Here is a 565-nt window from a genome sequence, read left to right as displayed (position 1 = left end):
GGCCGCCGTGGCACAGCACGATCACGTCGGGACGCACGGCCAGGGCGGCCGCCGCGATGCGGTCGATGGCGGCGACGCAGTCATCCCGCGTCAGCGCGGTCTCGGCGCCGATCGAACCGCCGGTGGTCAGGCCCATATGCGCCACGATGATGTCGGCGCCGGCCTGCGTCATGGCCACGGCGTCGTCCTCGTTGAAGACATACGGCGTGGTCAGCATGCCCTTTTCGTGCGCCAGGCGGATCATGTCCACCTCCAGCGCGTAGCCCATGCCGGTCTCTTCCAGGTTGGCGCGGAAGGTGCCGTCGATCAGGCCCACGGTGGGGAAGTTCTGCACGCCAGCGAAGCCCTGGCGCTTGAGGTCGTCCAGGAACACGTCGAAGTCGCAGAACGGATCGGTGCCGTTGACGCCGGCCAGCACCGGCGTGCGCTTGACCACCGGCAGCACTTCGCGGCCCATGTCGACCACGATCTCGTTGGCGTTGCCGTAGGCCAGCAGGCCGGCCAGCGAGCCGCGCCCGGCCATGCGATAGCGGCCCGAGTTGTAGATCACGATCAGGTCGATGCC

Annotated in this window: 1 protein-coding gene; it reads right to left on the bottom strand. The window is 68.7% G+C overall.

Annotation, left to right across the window (positions count from 1 at the left end; genetic code table 11):
• Nucleotides 1-565: phosphoenolpyruvate hydrolase family protein (locus DNK89_RS23840; protein ID WP_110962019.1), on the bottom strand; the 565-nt coding region annotated here is incomplete at both ends.

The organism is Acidovorax sp. ST3 (assembly GCF_003231145.1).
Lineage (GTDB): Bacteria > Pseudomonadota > Gammaproteobacteria > Burkholderiales > Burkholderiaceae_C > Acidovorax.
Note: the sequence above shows the minus strand (reverse complement) of the source record. Positions and strands in the feature narration are given on the sequence as shown.